Source organism: Proteus appendicitidis, assembly GCF_030271835.1.
Lineage (GTDB): Bacteria > Pseudomonadota > Gammaproteobacteria > Enterobacterales > Enterobacteriaceae > Proteus > Proteus appendicitidis.
The window spans coordinates 1,540,973-1,558,152 of sequence record NZ_CP127389.1; the positions used below are offsets into that span (position 1 = coordinate 1,540,973).

Annotated in this window: 17 protein-coding genes; 7 read left to right on the plus strand and 10 right to left on the minus strand. The window is 38.8% G+C overall.

Annotated elements, in window-relative coordinates:
• Positions 1-153 precede the first annotated feature (153 nt).
• The 6 genes from lolC to QQS39_RS07075 all read left to right on the plus strand — a co-directional run bounded on the left by lolC (position 154) and on the right by QQS39_RS07075 (position 6,159).
• Positions 154-1,356, plus strand: coding sequence for a lipoprotein-releasing ABC transporter permease subunit LolC (lolC, locus tag QQS39_RS07050; RefSeq protein WP_285805625.1), 1,203 nt, complete (start codon positions 154-156; stop codon positions 1,354-1,356).
• 40 nt (positions 1,357-1,396) lie between these two features.
• Positions 1,397-2,107 (plus strand): lipoprotein-releasing ABC transporter ATP-binding protein LolD, encoded by a 711-nt coding sequence (gene lolD, locus QQS39_RS07055; RefSeq protein ID WP_408633989.1) that lies wholly within the window; start codon positions 1,397-1,399, stop codon positions 2,105-2,107.
• Positions 2,107-3,354: a lipoprotein-releasing ABC transporter permease subunit LolE gene (gene lolE / locus QQS39_RS07060; RefSeq protein WP_151434815.1), complete on the plus strand. Its 1,248-nt coding sequence runs from the start codon at positions 2,107-2,109 to the stop codon at positions 3,352-3,354. The genes lolD and lolE overlap by 1 nt, the downstream gene beginning before the upstream one ends.
• Positions 3,355-3,439: 85 nt before the next feature.
• Entirely contained in the window at positions 3,440-4,297 is an 858-nt protein-coding gene (gene cobB / locus QQS39_RS07065) for a Sir2 family NAD+-dependent deacetylase (RefSeq protein WP_285805626.1), read from the plus strand.
• A 52-nt stretch (positions 4,298-4,349) separates the two neighbouring features.
• Positions 4,350-5,594 carry a peptidase T gene (gene pepT / locus QQS39_RS07070; RefSeq protein ID WP_151434817.1) on the plus strand — a complete coding sequence of 415 codons (1,245 nt, stop codon included), beginning with the start codon at positions 4,350-4,352 and terminating at the stop codon, positions 5,592-5,594.
• Positions 5,595-5,880: 286 nt separating this feature from the next.
• The gene (locus QQS39_RS07075; RefSeq protein ID WP_285805627.1) at positions 5,881-6,159 is read left to right on the plus strand and encodes a hypothetical protein; all 279 of its coding nucleotides are present in this window, start codon (positions 5,881-5,883) and stop codon (positions 6,157-6,159) included.
• A 97-nt stretch (positions 6,160-6,256) separates the two neighbouring features.
• On the opposite strand, the gene QQS39_RS07080 is transcribed toward QQS39_RS07075, so the two are convergent.
• From QQS39_RS07080 to rluE, 8 genes are all read right to left on the minus strand, one after another.
• Positions 6,257-7,378 (minus strand): ribosomal protein uL16 3-hydroxylase, encoded by a 1,122-nt coding sequence (locus tag QQS39_RS07080; RefSeq protein ID WP_151434819.1) that lies wholly within the window; start codon positions 7,376-7,378, stop codon positions 6,257-6,259.
• A 179-nt stretch (positions 7,379-7,557) separates the two neighbouring features.
• On the minus strand, positions 7,558-9,021 hold the full coding sequence (gene phoQ, locus QQS39_RS07085) for a two-component system sensor histidine kinase PhoQ (protein WP_285805628.1): 1,464 nt from the start codon (positions 9,019-9,021) through the stop codon (positions 7,558-7,560).
• Position 9,022: 1 nt separating this feature from the next.
• Complete coding sequence (gene phoP, locus QQS39_RS07090; protein ID WP_109409361.1) at positions 9,023-9,697, minus strand: two-component system response regulator PhoP; 675 nt, start codon at positions 9,695-9,697, stop codon at positions 9,023-9,025.
• 214 nt (positions 9,698-9,911) lie between these two features.
• On the minus strand, positions 9,912-11,282 hold the full coding sequence (purB, locus tag QQS39_RS07095) for an adenylosuccinate lyase (RefSeq protein WP_285805629.1): 1,371 nt from the start codon (positions 11,280-11,282) through the stop codon (positions 9,912-9,914).
• A gap of 31 nt (positions 11,283-11,313) precedes the next feature.
• Positions 11,314-11,943 carry a high frequency lysogenization protein HflD gene (hflD, locus tag QQS39_RS07100; RefSeq protein ID WP_151434823.1) on the minus strand — a complete coding sequence of 210 codons (630 nt, stop codon included), beginning with the start codon at positions 11,941-11,943 and terminating at the stop codon, positions 11,314-11,316.
• Positions 11,944-11,945: 2 nt separating this feature from the next.
• Positions 11,946-13,049: a tRNA 2-thiouridine(34) synthase MnmA gene (mnmA, locus tag QQS39_RS07105; protein WP_196571480.1), complete on the minus strand. Its 1,104-nt coding sequence runs from the start codon at positions 13,047-13,049 to the stop codon at positions 11,946-11,948.
• A 108-nt stretch (positions 13,050-13,157) separates the two neighbouring features.
• Positions 13,158-13,607 carry an NUDIX hydrolase gene (locus QQS39_RS07110; protein ID WP_285805630.1) on the minus strand — a complete coding sequence of 150 codons (450 nt, stop codon included), beginning with the start codon at positions 13,605-13,607 and terminating at the stop codon, positions 13,158-13,160.
• Positions 13,600-14,229, minus strand: coding sequence for a 23S rRNA pseudouridine(2457) synthase RluE (gene rluE, locus QQS39_RS07115; protein ID WP_285805631.1), 630 nt, complete (start codon positions 14,227-14,229; stop codon positions 13,600-13,602). The genes QQS39_RS07110 and rluE overlap by 8 nt, the downstream gene beginning before the upstream one ends.
• 138 nt (positions 14,230-14,367) lie before the next feature.
• On the opposite strand from rluE, the gene icd reads away from it, so the two are divergent.
• Positions 14,368-15,621: an NADP-dependent isocitrate dehydrogenase gene (gene icd, locus QQS39_RS07120; protein WP_151434827.1), complete on the plus strand. Its 1,254-nt coding sequence runs from the start codon at positions 14,368-14,370 to the stop codon at positions 15,619-15,621.
• 120 nt (positions 15,622-15,741) lie between these two features.
• On the opposite strand, the gene QQS39_RS07125 is transcribed toward icd, so the two are convergent.
• Both QQS39_RS07125 and QQS39_RS07130 read right to left on the minus strand, forming a co-directional pair.
• Positions 15,742-16,869 carry a site-specific integrase gene (locus QQS39_RS07125; protein WP_196571483.1) on the minus strand — a complete coding sequence of 376 codons (1,128 nt, stop codon included), beginning with the start codon at positions 16,867-16,869 and terminating at the stop codon, positions 15,742-15,744.
• Positions 16,850-17,092: an excisionase gene (locus QQS39_RS07130; protein ID WP_036894694.1), complete on the minus strand. Its 243-nt coding sequence runs from the start codon at positions 17,090-17,092 to the stop codon at positions 16,850-16,852. The genes QQS39_RS07125 and QQS39_RS07130 overlap by 20 nt, the downstream gene beginning before the upstream one ends.
• Positions 17,093-17,180: the final 88 nt, after the last annotated feature.

The following is a 17,180-nucleotide window of genomic DNA, read 5'->3' on the forward strand; positions in this document are numbered from 1 at the left end:
CACATCTTTAGCTTAATGGCTAAAGCTTAAACTGGCGGGCAGGTTAAGATAAAAGAAAAACCACAGTTTGGGAATAGAGTGGTTCCATTCAGTAAGACTACCCTTTATTATCCCTGAACACTTCGCATTAGCAACAGGAACAGCACAGATTTCATGTACAATTCTGTCTCATTTTATATAGGGCTCCGTTATATGCGGGGTCGTGCGGTCGATAAATTCGGTCGCTTCGTCTCATGGCTATCCGCTTTAGGGATTATGTTAGGTGTAGCGGCACTGATCACAGTGACTTCTGTCATGAATGGCTTTGAACGTTCATTGCAAGAAAGCATTCTTGCTTATATTCCACAAGCCATTGTGACATCACCTAGCGGACAATTACCCCGCGATCCAAATATAGCTGAAAGATTACTGACGCGTGAAGGTATCATAAACGTTACCCCTTTAGTAGAAGGCGATGTTGTTTTGCAAAGTAAAGACAATATCAGCGTTGGTGTCATGCTGGGTATAGAAAAAGCGCAAGATGAACCTTTAACGAAACATATTCGTTATGGCGATTTTTCTATGCTGAAAGCAGGGGATTATGGTGTCATTTTAGGCAGTGGTCTTGCTAAACAGTTAAAAGCAAAAGAAGGAGATAGCATTCGCCTTATTGTGCCAAGTGTAAGCCAATTAACGCCAATGGGAAGATTACCTAGCCAACGGTTATTTACTGTTAAAGGTATTTTCCAAAGTGGTGGTGATGCAGATGCCTCTCAAATCTTAGTTAATCAGCAAGATGCGGCACGTTTAATGCGTTATCAGCCGGGTAATATTACAGGATGGCGTCTTTTCTTTACTGATCCTCTCAATATTGAAAAATACAGTACACAATCTTTAGATAAAAATCTAAGTTGGAGAGATTGGCGCGAACGTAAAGGTGAATTTTTCCAAGCCGTTAAAATGGAAAAAAATATGATGGGATTATTATTAAGCTTAATTATAGCAGTGGCGGCTTTTAATATTATTACTTCACTTTCTTTGTTGGTCATGGAAAAACAAGGTGAAGTCGCTATTTTGCAAACGATGGGTTTAAAACGCTCTCAGATTATGTCCATTTTTATGCTACAAGGGGCAGGTGCAGGTATTTTAGGGGCGGTAGCTGGTGGTCTGTTAGGCGCATTACTCTCAAGTCAATTAAACGTCATTATGCCGGCGGTAGGACTTATTCCTCAAGGTGTGGAATTGCCCGCAACACTTGATTGGGGACGCGTCTTTATGATTGGTTTCTCCGCTATTATCATTTCCCTTTTATCCACTTTATACCCGTCTTGGCGGGCCGCGGCTATTCAGCCAGCAGAGGCGCTACGTTATGAGTAATTCTTCTTTGAATAAACAACCCATGGCATCAGAAAAACAAATGCAAATTAATAAAGATGGTTTATTGGATTGCCACGCCCTATGTAAACAATACCAAGATGGTTCTATTTCCACACAAGTGCTGAAATCAGTCTCTTTTAAAATGGATAAGGGCGATTTTCTTGCCATAGTGGGAAGTTCAGGCTCCGGAAAAAGTACCTTATTACATTTGTTGGGTGGGTTAGATTCACCCACATCAGGTGAAGTCTTTTTTAAAGGGCAATCACTTAATAAATTATCCTCTTCTGAAAAGGCTGATCTACGTAATAGCCAATTGGGTTTTATTTATCAATTTCATCATCTATTGCCTGATTTTACCGCACTTGAAAATGTTGCTATGCCACTGATGATTGGTGGCACGAGCGCTTCTGTGGCGAAAGAAAAAGCAATGTCTTTACTTGAAGCGGTTGGGTTAAAGGATCGCGCTCATCATCGTCCTTCAGAGCTTTCTGGTGGTGAGAGACAACGCGTTGCGATTGCGAGAGCATTAGTGAACGATCCTGCATTAGTCCTTGCCGATGAACCAACGGGTAATCTTGACCAGAAAAACGCAGAAGGGATTTTCGAATTGTTGATTAAGTTAAACAAAGAAAAACAAACTGCTTTTCTGGTTGTAACGCATGATTTATCACTGGCTGCTCGTTTTCAGCGCCAACTTGAAATGAAAGATGGTCAACTACAGTCACAAAACGCAATTTCAGGAGTGAAATAATGGCGCAATTGCCACTTGCATTAGTGACCGCATTACGTTTTTCAAGAGGGCGAAAACGTGCGGGAATGGTTTCTTTAATTTCAGTTATTTCAACACTGGGCATTATGCTTGGGGTTGCCGTCTTAATTATTGGTCTAAGTGCCATGAATGGCTTTGAGCGTGAATTAAAAAACCGCATTTTATCAGTGGTGCCTCACGGACAAATTTATTCAGTAGAACAGCCATTTGTACAATGGCAATCAGCATTACCTCGTATTGAAAATACCCAAGGTGTTGTCGCTGCTGCTCCTTATATTTTACTTACTGGATTGTTAGAAAAAGGAACAGAGTTAAAGGCAGTACAAGTCATGGGTGTCTCACCTGAAAAACAAGGTGATATCAGCCTATTGCCTCGATATGTACAAAACAATGCATGGCAAGATTTTAAGGCCGGTAAGCAACAAATTATTATCGGGCAAGGTGTTGCCGATGCATTGAAAATAAAACAAGGTGATTGGCTCACCGTGTTAATTCCTAATAATGACGATCCTACTAAATTATTACAGCCTAAACGTATCCGTTTACAAGTGAGTGGTATCTTTAAATTAAGTGGGATGCTCGATCATCAATTAGCCTTAATTCCTTTAGCCGATGCTCAGCAATATATGGATTACGGGCAAGGTATTACAGGAATTGAAGTGAAAACGGTTGATCCTTTTTTCGCGAATGAAATTATTCATAATGCGGGATTAAACAGTAAAGAATATGTCTATGCTAAAAGCTGGATAAGTGACTACGGCTATATGTATAGCGATATTCAGATGATCCGTAGCATTATGTATTTATCGATGATCTTAGTGATTGGTGTCGCTTGTTTTAATATTGTTTCAACGCTGATTATGGCGGTAAGAGATAAAAGTAGTGATATTGCTATTTTACGAACGTTAGGTGCGCGAGATAGCCATATTCGTAATATCTTTTTATGGTACGGTTTATTATCAGGCATGATTGGTTGTGTCGCAGGTGTGATATTGGGTGTCTTGGTTGCTTATAATTTAACGCCATTAGTGTCTGTTATTGAATCATTAACGGGACACAGCGTGTTGTCTGGCGATGTTTATTTCGTTGATTTTCTACCTTCAGAAGTTCATTTAATTGACGTTTTCTCTGTATTTATTACCACTGTGATCTTAAGCCTGATTGCAAGTTGGTATCCTGCACGCCGAGCCACTAAACTAGATCCTGCAAGAATTTTAAGTGGACAATAAGTTTATTGACATACACAGAAGAAAAAACGCTTAAACTAGTGAAGATAAGAAACGCGATATTTAAATTTGAAAACCAAGGATTGTAATGATGAAACTTAAACTTCGTCATCGTCGGCTTAGAAAGTTTCGTAAAATTAAAAGTTTACGTAGACAACATTCACGTTGTCGCTATTTTCATCTAACCCATAAAACGGAACATGAAATGAATTTACCCAAAGTTGTCGTATTAACAGGGGCTGGCATTTCGGCTGAATCAGGAATTAAAACATTCCGATCAGAAGATGGATTGTGGGAAGAACATCGCGTTGAAGATGTTGCAACACCTGAAGGTTATCAACGCAATCCCCAATTAGTTCAACAGTTTTACAATGAACGTCGTCGCCAATTGCAACAGCCCTCTATTCAACCTAATGAAGCGCATTATGCATTAGCGAAGTTAGAGCAACGTTTAGGTAAAGACAATTTTTTACTGGTTACGCAAAATATTGATAATTTGCATGAAAAAGCAGGTAGTAAACATATTTTGCATATGCACGGTGAATTGCTAAAAGTGCGTTGCCCTCAATCTCGCCAAGTCTTTGAGTGGAAAGGGGACTTAGAAACAACCGATCGTTGTCATTGTTGCCAATTTCCATCGCCATTACGCCCACATATTGTCTGGTTTGGTGAAATGCCAATTGGTATGGAAGAGATTTATCACGCTTTGGCTGAGGCTGATATTTTTATCTCTATCGGTACATCTGGAAATGTTTATCCAGCAGCTGGTTTTGTCCATGAAGCTCGGTTAACAGGCGCTCATACCGTTGAATTAAATCTTGAACCCAGTTTGGTTGAAAGCCAGTTTGAAGAAAAACATTATGGTCCTGCAAGTCAGGTCGTTGATGAATATGTTCATAAATTGTTTGAATTAATTAATGATCCTAAAGCTGATTTGACGCAATAATTATTTTATAGAGTTCCCTATTATTGTTCTTAGAGAGATCTTAGGGGGCAAAATGGATAAATTATTAGAACGTTTTTTTGAATATATTAATTTTGATACACAATCAAAACCATCTTCAAAAATGTCACCAAGCAGTGATGGACAATTAAAACTTGCCAAGGCATTGGCTCAAGAATTAAAAAAACTGGGCTTTTCTGATGTAATGCTCAGTGATAAGGGATGTGTAATGGCAAGTTTACCATCCAATGTATCTTGGCCAGTGCCAGTGATTGGCTTTATTTCGCATCTTGATACATCTCCTGATTTTTCAGGAAAACATGTAAAACCACAAGTTCTTGAAGATTATCGTGGTGGCGATATTGCGTTAGGCATTGGTGATGAAGTGTTATCGCCGGTTATGTTCCCAATTTTACATTCAATGATTGGTAAAACATTAATTACTACAGACGGCAAAACGTTACTGGGTGCGGACGACAAAGCGGGTATTGCTGAAATTATTACTGCGATGGTGCGCTTAAAAGAAACGAATCGACCACATGGGGATATTCGTATTGCTTTCACTCCTGATGAAGAAATTGGGCGTGGTGCGCATTATGTAGATTTAAAAGCATTCGGTGCAAGCTGGGCTTATACCGTTGATGGTGGTGGTGTTGGTGAACTGGAATATGAAAACTTCAATGCCGCATCCGTGAATATCAAAATTGTAGGTAACAATGTTCATCCGGGTAGTGCAAAAGGGGTGATGGTTAATGCATTAGGATTAGCAACACGCATTCATCAAGAATTACCGGTTGATGAAACACCCGAAAATACCGACGGTTATGAAGGTTTTTACCATCTGCAAAGTATCAAAGGTTCAGTAGAAAGAGCGGAAATGCATTATATTATCCGTGATTTTAATCGTAACTTATTTGAAAAACGCAAACAGAATATGATTGCGATTGCAGAGAAAGTCGGGAAAGGGCTACATCCTGATTGCTATATTGAGCTAACGATTGATGATAGCTATTACAATATGCATGATAAAGTTGTTCAATTCCCTCACATCATTGAAATAGCCAAACAAGCCATGATTGATTGTGATATTGAGCCAAATATCAAGCCTATTCGTGGTGGTACAGACGGCGCTCAACTTTCTTACCGCGGATTACCTTGTCCTAATATTTTTACAGGCGGTTATAATTTCCATGGTAAGCATGAATTTATCTCTTTAGAAGGCATGGAAGCAGCGGTGAGTGTGATTATGCGTATCGCTGAAATTACGGCTGAAAGAGAAAAGGCGAAAGTGATTAGCTGATTAAGCCAATTAAGATAAAAGTAATAGCCGATATATCGGCTATTACTTTTTAGTAAAGAGAATATCTTAAATTTGTTTATTTGCGTTTTTCGTAATTTTGTTCAACAGACAATTCCCAACCTCCCAACCTCTCTCTTTTTCTGCTGAGTTAATTAATGATTTTACATATTATTCACTATTAAACTTTTAATATAGGCTTAATATTAGTAACTCCTTGAGAAATTGAATTTTCTGATTTTCTATTATAATTAAAGAGATGTGAATAAATATAATATAAGGATATTGAATGGAAAACATAACAGAAAAATTATTAAAACCTGTAATAGAAGATCAACTAAGCTTTCATCAAAAGGAAGTAATTAAACAATCTGAGCAACAATCGTTTATTATTGTTTTTAGTTATTTTCTAATAACTTATTTAATCTCATTTTCTCTTTATGCGACAAATAGCAAACATACATTACTACTTTTTTTCTTACAAAGTACATTTTTTGTTGTTATTCCTTTTCTCTTTCAAAATACAAGAATACTTCTAAAAGAAGCAATAAGTTATTTAATTCGTTAGATTTTAAAATAAGATTTATTTTTAATATTTATTAATGAAAAAAGCCCTGCAGCAATATATCAGGGCTTTATAACTTATAATTGAAAGTTAGTGATAATTAATCTTCAAAATACCAATAACCTTGATTAACTAAGTGTGTTAATAAACGCACAAACTTCGGATCAGATAATGCCTCACCTAAGTGTTGTTTATCAATATAATCATATTGGCAAAGCGCATCAGCCGCTTCGATATAATCAGTATTTATCAACTCACCATTAACAAAACAGCTATCACCAACACGTAATGCACGAATACCATTTAAACGGTGAAGTTGCTCACCTTGTTGTAGTAAGTCATGAATTTCTGCGTTTTCGTATAAAGGTTCTGGAACTGCAAGATCAAGCTCATGACGAGATTGAGAAATAAACTCACCAAACCAATGACGGAATACTTCTGGTTGAGCAAGTAGATCTTCCATCATGGCATGAAGTTTATTCAACTCTTGATGTTGTACTAATGCAGGGTTTTCACGCGGAGTTAGATCCGGATCGCTATAACGATAGCTGCCTAAATCATTTGCTAGCACATAGTCAGCGAAACCACTGAAAAGCTCACGAGCGTTAGGCGATCTGAAACCAACAGAGTAGTTTAGCGATTCTTCAATCGCATAGCCTTCATGTGGAAATCCTGGTGGGATATAAAGAATATCACCCGGTTCTAATTCTTCATCAATAATTGCTTCAAAAGGATCAACTTGGAGCAGATCAGGGTGAGGGCAGTGTTGTTTCATTGGGATTTTTTCACCCACACGCCAACGACGACGACCTTGTCCCTGAATAATAAAGACATCATATTGATCAAGGTGTGGGCCTACACCACCACCGGGAACAGAATAAGAGATCATTAAATCATCAATGCGCCAATCGGGTAACACACGAAATGGCTTCATTAATGCCGCACTAGGAAAATGCCAGTGATCGACGGCTTGTACAAGTAAAGACCAATCTTTATCACCGAGTCCTTCAAAGTGCTCAAAAGGCCCATGCTTGACTCCCCATTGTCCGTCTTGACAGCTAACAAGACGGCTATCTACTTCATCTTCCATTGCAAGACCAGCAAGTTCGTCAGGAGATAAAGGATCAACAAAACGAGAGAAGCCGTTTTTAATTAATAAAGGGCGTTTTTGCCAATGGCTTTCGAGGAATGATTGCCAATCTAAATTAAGTTTATAGTCCATTGTGTATATCCTGAATTCGGGAAGCCTAAAGCCATAGTATAATGAATTCTAGTTTCCTGCTAAACATTCCTTTGAGCAATGTGAGTAATAGCGAGTAACACGATAATAACTGAACAGATATCATGCATAACGCCATATATTTAGCGGTAATTTAAAAAAGAGTTTCTTATCAGCAATGATTATTCACGCTCAGTCGTCAGTTGTTGCTCAGCAAAGATTACGGTGATACGAGCGCCGCCTAAAGGGCTATCCGTAATAGTAATTTCACCACTGTATTGTTCAATAATATCAACTGCAATAGATAATCCTAATCCTTGCCCAGAACGCAGAGTATCTGCTCTTGTTCCTCGTTGGAAAATGGCCTCTCTTTTTTCAGGGCTGACGCCTGGGCCGTCATCATCAACAATAATCATTACACTATTTTCATTATTGCTAACATTGATTTCAACAAATTCTAAGCAGTATTTACAGGCGTTATCAAGAATATTACCCATCACTTCCATAAAATCATTTTTCTCACCTAACCACATGATTTCAGGTGAAATATTAAGTGTTAAATCAACACCTTTTGACTGATAAACCTTACTTAATGCACTACAAAGATTATCCAGTAATCCTGACAGTGAATGGAGTTTTCGCGTGGTAATATCGTGATCACCATGAATGGATGCTCGATGCAGATAATAACCGACTTGTTGGGAAATTCGTTCTATTTGATCGAGCATAATTGGTTCAGCTTGCTCTATCGTCATCTGTTTGCCCGAACGTAAAGAGCGTAATGTTGATTGCAACACGGCAAGTGGTGTTTTTAAGCTATGGGTAAGATCAGATAAACTTGTGCGATATTTACTATAACGACTGCGTTCATTACGTAATAACACATTTAAATTTCGGACTAAGCCTTTTAACTCGGTTGGCGGGTTTTCATCCAAATCATTGCGAATTCCTTTTTCTAATGCACTGATTTGTTCTATTACTTGCTTTATAGGCCGTAAGCTCCAATGTGCAGCTAACCAAATTAAAGGCACAACTAAGAATAAATTAGCGAGAATAATATATAAGAACCAATCCCAAACTTGACTGGCTTTTTGCATACGCTGAGGAATAGGATCGATAACCGCGATCGCCATAGAAGGCATATTATCAGCGGCAGGATAATGATTAATCACAACGGAGTGAGTTAAAAACTCATTACTGGTGTATTCTTCAAGGCGTTTGAGATAAACACGATATTGCGGTAATTGCTTTAACATTAAACGTGTTGTTTTGATATCGACTGAGATCTCAAATAAGCCTTCTTCATGACGCCACTTATGTTTAATGCTATCCGCAATGGCTTTAGGTAAATCGGGAGGCGTCCATAATACATTGCCTTTATCATCAAAAATAATTACCAACGAGGTGGTGTTGTTATTAAGATTTGTAGGAAACTCAATATTCAGCTTGCCCTTGTTCCACTGCGCTAAGCTGTAGTAAAGATTACTTTGACTACGCATCAGCATAAAAGTGGTTTTATCCACACTGACAATCGAACCGACAATGGCAACTAACCCATAAGAGAGCGTAAGTGCCAAAATTATGGCACTAGTTGCAAGCAAAAAACGTGTTCGTAATGAGAGTGGAGAGCGCTGTTTTTTTTGCATATTAAGGTTTCATATCAAAACGGTAGCCTTGTCCGCGTACTGTAACCACTACGTCATCAGGATATTTCTCTAAGATTTTTTTCCGTAGTCGGCCCATTAGCACATCAATAGTATGACTCTCTTTTAATTCGGCATCAGGGTATAACTGACGCATTAATGCATCTTTACTAACAACTTTATTTTGATTTCGCATCAAGGTTTCTAAAATTGTATATTCAAATGCCGTTAACTTGATTTGTTCGCCTGAAATCATGAACTCTTTACGAGATAAATCCAATTCAAAAGGTTCGATTGAGAGGGTTTGCGATGCAATTCCCATGTTTCTTCGCATTAGTGCCTGAATACGTGCAACAATTTCCTCAAAATGAAAGGGCTTTGTCACATAGTCATCAGCGCCCGCATTTAATGCTGAAACTTTTTCTTGCCAACTTTCTCGTGCCGTTAAGACCATTATTGGTAGGGTAATATTATTTTCTCGCCATCTACGAATAAGGCTAATGCCATCTTCATCCGGCAATCCTAAGTCCACAATGGCAACATCAGGTGTTCCTTCTGCAATAAAACTATCTGCTTCTTTGGCATCTTCTGCCGCATCAACCTGATGCCCAGCATCACGAAATTGCACAGATAAATGATGGCGAAGTAGGATATTATCTTCAATAATTAAGATCCGCATTATTCCACCTTGAGTACAATCAGCAAAAATTCACTGTTGTAAAATAAATATAGGAAATGAGTGTCATCCTATAAGATAAAAAATATATTGTTATCATAGTCAATCTATCACTTAAAAAATACCGTAGCGGGTAACGTGTTTAAGTTACAGAGAGCTTTCTCATTTTTTGATATAAAAAAAGGCAGAGATTATCTGCCTTTTTTAGAAAGATAAATTAATTTAATTTATCGACAAGTTGAGTGGCAAAACCAATATAGCTTTCAGGTTTCATTGCTTTTAAGCGTGTTTTTTCATCTTCTGGTAGTTCTAAACCATCAATGAAAACGACCATATCTTGTTCTGTGATGCGTTTTCCGCGAGTAAGCTCTTTTAGCTTTTCGTAAGGTTTTTCAATGCCATAACGACGCATTACAGTTTGAATCGGCTCGGCTAATACTTCCCAGTTGCAGTCTAATTCTTCACGAAGATGGTTTTCATTCACTTCAAGTTTATTAAGACCCTTCATGGTTGATTGATAAGCAATCAGCGCATAACCCATACCAACACCTAAATTACGCAGTACAGTTGAGTCTGTTAAGTCACGTTGCCAGCGCGAAACAGGCAATTTGCTAGAAAGATGTCCCATAACTGCATTGGCTAACCCTAAGTTTCCTTCAGAGTTTTCAAAATCAATTGGGTTTACTTTATGAGGCATGGTTGATGAACCAATTTCACCTGCAATAGTTTTTTGTTTAAAGTGGTTCAGTGCTACGTAACCCCAAATATCACGGTCGAAATCGATCAAGATAGTGTTGAAGCGACTAATACAATCAAAAAGCTCCGCAATATAATCGTGTGGTTCAATTTGAGTTGTGTATGGGTTCCAAGTAATACCCAATGACGTTACAAATTCTTCACTAAATTGGTGCCAGTTGACTTCAGGATATGCGGCTAAGTGGGCATTGTAGTTACCTACTGCTCCATTAATTTTACCTAAGATCTCAACTTGAGTTAGTTGACGATATTGGCGCTCCATACGGTAGGCAACGTTAGCAAACTCTTTACCAATTGTAGATGGTGTTGCTGGTTGACCGTGAGTACGAGAAAGCAATGGTAAATCACGGTATTCTTGCGCCATTTTACTAATGGTATCAATAATTTCACGCCATGCAGGCAGTAAGATCTCTTGGCGTGCTGTTTCCAGCATAATGGCGTGAGACAGATTATTAATATCTTCAGATGTACAAGCGAAGTGAATAAATTCAGAAACCTGATGTAAAGCAGGGATAGTCGCCACTTTTTCTTTTAAGAAATATTCTACGGCTTTTACATCGTGGTTAGTGGTGCGTTCGATAGTTTTAATACGCGCTGCATCTTCTTCGTTGAAGTTAGCAATAATCGCATCAAGGTAATCGTTTGCGTTTTTTTCAAAGGCTGGAACTTCTTTAATGTCGGCGCAAGATGCCAGCTTTTGTAGCCAGCGAACTTCTACCTGTACACGGAATTTCAGAAGACCGAATTCACTAAAAATAGAACGTAACGACGAGGTTTTACTTCCGTAACGACCGTCAATCGGTGAAATCGCTGTCAGCGAAGATAATTCCATTGTTGGCAACTCCCAGGTTGAATTTAAAGTATTAACATTGAGCGAGAAAATCATCAGCTTGTCGCAGGATGGTCTTTTGATGCAGTAAAAAATCAAAACGACGACCACCGACTTGACGCCAGAGCACGGCACTTCGAATGCCGGTCAGTAATAACGCTCTAACTTTAGCTTGAATAATAGGGTTCTTTAATAGTTCAATTGAGCCATGAACCTGAATGCGAGGGCCAACAGGGCTAACTGCATCAACATAAACGCCCGCAAGGGCATTAAATACACCTTCGGACATTGGTTCAAAATAACTTTTTTGGCGCTCTAATTGAGAAATTTTTTGTGATAAACGAGAGCTGTAATCATCATTTCTATTGATAAGACGCTCTAGATTAATTAAGCCTTGCTGGTAAGTCATTAATTCAAGCGTTAATTTTTCTCTTCTTACCGCCTGATGAATGGCTTTCAATGTTTGAAAGCCTAATTTTAAGTGGCTGACTTGGTTGCCATAAACATCTAATGTTGAAGTTGGGTTGAGATTAAACACACTGTTAACCATGACTTCAACATCGCTCTCATTCGCACTACCTTGGTAAGCAATTTGTTGCACGAGACGACTTGCTTGGCAGATCCCTGCCAATGCAAGCGTTATATCACGAAAATCTTTAGCCACATCTACTCCTGAATACGGGTTTCAATGATACCGCCACCTAAACAGACTTCGTCTTGATAAAAGACGGCTGATTGTCCCGGAGTAACTGCTGCAACAGGATAATCAAAGCGGACTTCAATTTTATCTTCACCTAATGGTGTTACTGTACACGCAATATCAGGTTGGCGATATCGTGTTTTAACAGTGCAACGGAAAGCTTCAGTAATAGGCTCTCTTGATACCCAATGTAATTGCTGAGCAATCAGACCGACAGACATTAATCTTGGATGTTCATGCCCTTGGGCGACAACAAGAATGTTGTTCTCAACATCTTTATCAACCACATACCAAGGATCTTCTCCGCCATCTTTCGTACCACCAATACCTAAGCCTTTACGTTGACCTAATGTGTGATACATCAACCCTTGGTGTTCACCAATGGTTTCTCCATCAACCGTGACAATAGGACCCGGTTTAGCTGGTAAATAACGCGATAAGAAATCAGTAAATTTACGCTCACCAATAAAACAAATACCGGTTGAATCTTTTTTCTTTGCAGTCGCTAAATCAAGTTTTTCAGCAATTTTTCTGACTTCAGGCTTTTCCATTTCACCAACAGGAAAAAGGCTTTGTTCAATTTGCTCATGGCTTAATGTGTACAAGAAATAGCTTTGGTCTTTGTTATTATCGACACCGCGAAGCAATTGGCTTTTGCCATCAACATCACGACGGCGAACATAGTGACCTGTTGCGATATAGTCAGCACCCAAATCTTCCGCTGCATATTCTAAAAATGCTTTAAATTTTATTTCTTTATTACACAGAATATCTGGGTTTGGGGTGCGACCTGCTTTATATTCGGATAAAAAGTGTTCAAAAACATTATCCCAATACTCAGCAGCAAAATTGATGGTATAAAGCTCAATGCCAAGTTTATCGCACACGGCTTGCGCATCGGCAAGATCGGTAGAGGCTGAGCAATATTCTGTATCGTCGTCTTCTTCCCAGTTCTTCATAAACAGACCAACGACCTGATATCCCTGTTCCTTAAGAAGATAGGCTGAGACGGATGAATCTACGCCACCGGACATTCCTACGATGACTTTTTTTTGGCTGTTATCTGACATGACTGGATCTCACTGCGGAAAAATAAGCGCCATACTTTACCATATCACTGACACAGGTGCATCAAGTCTTATTCTGTTTTTGATGCTTTGTTTTCCCTTTTCTATTCTTTAGTTAAAAGGCGTTCCAAAGCTACTTAATAAAGAAAGGGGATAGCGTTCACCTTGTTGATAACATAGTAGGCTTTCTCTTACCAATGGTGAGCGTAATTGCTGGCTATGAATAATTTCATCGGCGCTAACCCAGTGACAACAGTCAATATCACTATCTTGAGGCTGAGTTGCAAATTGTTCTTGTGCTTCAATAAGAAAAAGAAAACGTAGAAAAGGCGTTTTATCTGGGGCAATCCATTGGTGTAATTTAAGAAAATGTTGAACGGGAAGTGTTAATCCAGTTTCTTCCCATAATTCACGTTGAACCGCCTGAATCAGTGTTTCATTGGCTTCAAGGTGTCCTGCTGGCTGATTCCATGTTGCTTTTCCATTGACCGTTTCTTCAACAACAAGAAACTTATTTTTTGCATGAACGATACACGCGACAGTCACATTAGGTTTAAACAAAATCAATCTCCTTCCATTCGCCGGGTAATAAATTATCCAATGTAATATTTCCCATACTAAAGCGGATCAGACGCAATGTTGGATAACCGATATGAGCCGTCATTCGTCTCACTTGGCGGTTTTTACCTTCAAATAGCGTTATTTTTAACCAAGTTGTCGGGATAGTTTGGCGCTCTCTAATTGGAGGATTTCTCTCCCAGAGCCATTCGGGTTGTTCAACTATTTCGACTTGTGCAGGTAATGTTTTGCCATCTTTAAGCTCTAATCCATTTCTAAATTGTTGTAATGAGGCAATGCTTGGGATGCCTTCAACCTGAGCATAGTAGATTTTTCCTGTTTTTTTACCCGGTTGTGTTAATTTTGCTTGCAGCTTCCCATCATTTGTTAAGACTAAAAGCCCTTCGCTGTCTCTATCTAAACGTCCTGCCGCATAAATATCACGAATAGGAATAAAATCTTTTAGCGTTTTTCTACCATTTTCGTCTGTAAATTGCACAAGAACATCAAAGGGCTTGTTGAAGATAATGACTTTACGCTCACCTCTTGGTCGCACTGATTTTCTTTGTGCGAATGGAGTGTGATGTTTTCTCGATTTAGCGCTATTTTTAAGTTGATTTGCCATAGTTAATTTTTGTAAAAAATGGGAGATTGATTATACCTTAAAAGAGAAGCGATTGGCGTTAGCTGAATAATCAAGTAGTATTGACAGGTCTCTTACAAAAAATTAACAAAGCGTGCGCTTACATGAAAGGAGAGGTAGATGGAAAGCAAAGTAGTTGTTCCGGCTAATGGCGCTAAAATTACACTAGATGCTAAAGGTAAGCTTGTTGTTCCAAATAATCCGGTTATCCCTTATATCGAAGGGGATGGTATCGGTATCGATGTTACGCCAGCAATGTTAAAAGTTGTTGATGCAGCAGTTGAGAAAGCTTACGGTAAAGAACGTAAGATTGAGTGGATGGAAGTCTACACTGGCGAAAAATCAACACAGGTATATGGTAAAGATGTTTGGTTACCAGAAGAAACCTTAGATCTTATCCGTGAATATCGTGTTTCTATTAAAGGTCCTCTTACTACGCCTGTTGGTGGTGGTATCCGTTCATTAAACGTTGCATTACGCCAACAACTTGATCTCTATATTTGCCTACGTCCAGTACGTTATTACAAAGGCACTCCAAGCCCCGTTAAACAACCTGAACTGACTGATATGGTTATTTTCCGCGAAAACTCGGAAGATATCTATGCAGGCATTGAGTGGAAAGCTGGTTCCGCAGAAGCAGATAAAGTGATTAAATTCCTGCAAGATGAAATGGGTGTTACTAAAATCCGCTTCCCACAAGATTGCGGTATTGGTATTAAACCTTGTTCAGAAGAAGGAACTAAACGTTTAGTTCGTGCTGCTATTGAATACGCTATCGATAACGACCGTGATTCAGTTACATTGGTACACAAAGGTAATATTATGAAATTTACCGAAGGTGCCTTTAAAGACTGGGGTTATGAGTTAGCTCGCGAAGAGTTCGGTGGTGAATTATTAGATGGCGGTCCTTGGGTTAAAATCAAGAATCCAAAATCAGGTAAAGAGATCATCGTTAAAGACGTTATCGCTGATGCTTTCTTGCAACAAATCCTGTTACGCCCAGCAGAGTATGATGTTATCGCATGTATGAACCTAAATGGTGACTATATTTCTGATGCATTAGCTGCTCAAGTAGGTGGTATTGGTATAGCACCGGGCGCAAATATTGGTGATGAGTGTGCTTTATTTGAAGCAACACACGGCACAGCACCTAAGTACGCAGGTCAAGATAAAGTTAACCCAGGTTCTATCATTCTTTCCGCAGAAATGATGCTACGCCACATGGGCTGGACAGAAGCCGCTGACTTAATCATTAAAGGTATGGAAGGCGCGATTGCCGCTAAGACTGTAACTTATGATTTCGAACGTCAGTTAGAAGGCGCTAAACTACTGAAATGTAGCGAGTTTGGTGACGCGATTATCAAACATATGTAATTGTTGATTTGATGAATAGTTAACGGGAGCTTATTAGTTCCCGTTTTTTATTGTCAATTTCGAAACGGTTATCAAAAAGTTATCAAAACGAATTATCAAAACCACCTGAAATTTGAGCAATTAAATCACGATTTTTATCCAATCTTTTCCTCGATCATCATGGTATTTATCTGTTTGAATTTGGTTCTTATGACCTAGCAAATCTTTAGTGTTTATACCTTGTGCTCTATATAACCTTTCAGATAAAGATCGTTGTTCATGAAATGTTGCAGGTGTTCCTTCTCCCCAATCAATATCTGTTTTATTTCTCGCCTTTTTAAAGTTAGTCGTTAGTGTATTTGCAGTAACTTGATCACCACGTTTAGATTGTGAAGTGGTATGAAAATAATGAATAAGATAAGGGCTAATAACGCGATCACGACAACGTGCAACAACATCACGTAATGACATATTTAATTGTTCAGAACGTAGTGATAATGGAATGGCTAATTTAGTACCCGTTTTTTCTTGAGTAATATGCAAATGGTCATCCCAAATATCACTAAACTTCATTGCGGAAATATCACCTAATCGTTGCCCAGTAATTAACGCAAGCAACATGGCATTCCCGACATAACGATGTTGTTTATCAGCAATCTCAAATATCTTTTTCCATTCATCAAAATTAAGACGTTGGCGAGTTACTTTTCGTTTCGGTTGTTTAGTGGCGAGGGCAGGGTTATAACCGGGAGGAACTTCACCTGCATGTTGCGCTTCTTTAAATACATCAATTAAAACAGAGCGAATAACTTGTGCCATTCTGTGCTGACCATTAGATTTATATTCATCCAGAATTTCAGCAATATCTCTGGCATCAACAGCGGGTAATGGTTTCATGGATAAGGCTTGCCTCATTAAATCTACCGGCTTCCTTTTTTGTTTATAAGTATTCGGCTTTATATCACCTTCTTTTAAACGCTCTTCTTGAATAATCCAGTATTTATCCAACCAAGTATTAACCGTGATTTCCTTACCTTTAATTTTTGCCACCCGATCACCAATAGCCATAACTTGTCGGCTACGTTGTTCCGCTAACCTTGTGTTAGCTTCAATGGCTATTGCTTTCGCCTCGGCTTCATTATCACCGAGGGCATGATATTTACCTGTTACAGGATGGCGGTAACGCCAATAAACCTTGTTAGCTTTACGACTAAATAATGGGTAAAGATTAGGGATATTGACGTTATTTTTACGAGGTCTGGCAGCCATCTTTGAGGATCCTTTGTAAAATAGGGTTATCGTTGTTATTGATAACCGGTGATGTCAAATTACCGACAAGGTCAGCATCTTCTCTCACGCGCCAAATGCCACCTTCTTTCCTTGCTGGTGGGTAGAACAGGCCACCACGAGCATATCGTTGTAGCGTTCCTAACTTTGGTGGGCGACTTTTATATCTTTCTTGTGCCCACTCCTCTAAAGTCAACATTTGCATATTTTTCTCTCCACACTGTCCGTACACAGTTTAAATAGATATTAGTTGATGCTAGTGATTATTTATTATGTAAGCCTATTTATTTTAT

Excerpts from the sequence above, each read along its gene's own strand:
- lolC (WP_285805625.1), top strand. The coding sequence starts at position 154 with ATGTACAATTCTGTCTCATTTTATATAGGGCTCCGTTATATGCGGGGT.
- QQS39_RS07080 (WP_151434819.1), bottom strand. The coding sequence starts at position 7,378 with ATGGACTATAAACTTAATTTAGATTGGCAATCATTCCTCGAAAGCCAT.
- phoP (WP_109409361.1), bottom strand. The coding sequence starts at position 9,697 with ATGCGGATCTTAATTATTGAAGATAATATCCTACTTCGCCATCATTTA.
- QQS39_RS07130 (WP_036894694.1), bottom strand. The coding sequence starts at position 17,092 with ATGCAAATGTTGACTTTAGAGGAGTGGGCACAAGAAAGATATAAAAGT.
- cobB (WP_285805626.1), top strand. The coding sequence starts at position 3,440 with ATGATGAAACTTAAACTTCGTCATCGTCGGCTTAGAAAGTTTCGTAAA.
- mnmA (WP_196571480.1), bottom strand. The coding sequence starts at position 13,049 with ATGTCAGATAACAGCCAAAAAAAAGTCATCGTAGGAATGTCCGGTGGC.
- QQS39_RS07125 (WP_196571483.1), bottom strand. The coding sequence starts at position 16,869 with ATGGCTGCCAGACCTCGTAAAAATAACGTCAATATCCCTAATCTTTAC.
- purB (WP_285805629.1), bottom strand. The coding sequence starts at position 11,282 with ATGGAATTATCTTCGCTGACAGCGATTTCACCGATTGACGGTCGTTAC.
- icd (WP_151434827.1), top strand. The coding sequence starts at position 14,368 with ATGGAAAGCAAAGTAGTTGTTCCGGCTAATGGCGCTAAAATTACACTA.
- lolD (WP_408633989.1), top strand. The coding sequence starts at position 1,397 with ATGCAAATTAATAAAGATGGTTTATTGGATTGCCACGCCCTATGTAAA.
- lolE (WP_151434815.1), top strand. The coding sequence starts at position 2,107 with ATGGCGCAATTGCCACTTGCATTAGTGACCGCATTACGTTTTTCAAGA.
- phoQ (WP_285805628.1), bottom strand. The coding sequence starts at position 9,021 with ATGCAAAAAAAACAGCGCTCTCCACTCTCATTACGAACACGTTTTTTG.
- QQS39_RS07075 (WP_285805627.1), top strand. The coding sequence starts at position 5,881 with ATGGAAAACATAACAGAAAAATTATTAAAACCTGTAATAGAAGATCAA.
- pepT (WP_151434817.1), top strand. The coding sequence starts at position 4,350 with ATGGATAAATTATTAGAACGTTTTTTTGAATATATTAATTTTGATACA.
- rluE (WP_285805631.1), bottom strand. The coding sequence starts at position 14,229 with ATGGCAAATCAACTTAAAAATAGCGCTAAATCGAGAAAACATCACACT.